General features: G+C 74.2%; 1 protein-coding gene and 1 pseudogene. Both read left to right on the forward strand.

All coding sequences use genetic code 11. The annotated features are described in order from the left end of the window. Positions 1-589 (forward strand): cysteine protease StiP domain-containing protein (locus GL263_RS27495; RefSeq protein WP_228456885.1); only part of this gene is annotated, 589 nt, incomplete at its 5' end. Further along, a pseudogene (locus GL263_RS27500) lies at positions 586-745 on the forward strand (HAD family hydrolase); the annotation flags it as partial. The gene GL263_RS27495 and the pseudogene GL263_RS27500, both read left to right, overlap by 4 nt.

Here is a 745-nt window from a genome sequence, read left to right on the forward strand (position 1 = left end):
CTCCCTGGCCGTCCTCGCCGACCCCGGCGGCTGCGTCCGCACCTACGGCACCCGTGAGGACTTCCTCATCCCCTCCGCCTGCCTCAACTCCACCGTCTCCGGCCTGGTCTCCCGCACCGTGCTGCGCGCCGACCTCGTCGGCCCCGCCGACTTCCACGGCGCCAAGTTCTACCGCGAACTCACCGACGCCGACGTCTCCGCCCACTTCCTCGACACCGTCGCCGCCCACTTCGACGCCGTCGCCGAACAGGCGGCGGCCGACGCCCGCGCCCTCGCCGGCGCCGACCGCACCCCCACCTGGGAGGGCTGGCGGGCCGTTGAACGCATCAGCGAGCAGTACGGCATCCACGACGTCAACCTCGTCAAGCCCGGGGTCGGCGAGACCACCCGCGTCCTGCTGCGCCGCGTCCCGTGGCGGGTGCTCGCCGCCCGGGGCGCCGGCAGCGACCTCGACCACGTACGGCTGCTCGCCGAGCAGCGCGGCGTACCCGTCGAGGAGGTCGACGACCTGCCCTACAGCTGCGTCGGCCTCATCCACCCCCGCTACACACGCGGCGCCACCGGCGCCGACGGAAAGGCAGCCGGATGACCACCGCCGCCGCAGGGCCGGTCCTCTTCGCGAGCGACCTGGACCGCACCCTCATCTACTCGGCCGCCGCCCTCGGCCTCACCGGCCCCGACCACGCCGCGCCGCGCCTGCTCTGCGTCGAGGTCTACCAGGCCAAGCCGCTCTCCTACCTGACCG

This window comes from Streptomyces durbertensis, from assembly GCF_014156695.1.
GTDB lineage: Bacteria > Actinomycetota > Actinomycetes > Streptomycetales > Streptomycetaceae > Streptomyces > Streptomyces durbertensis.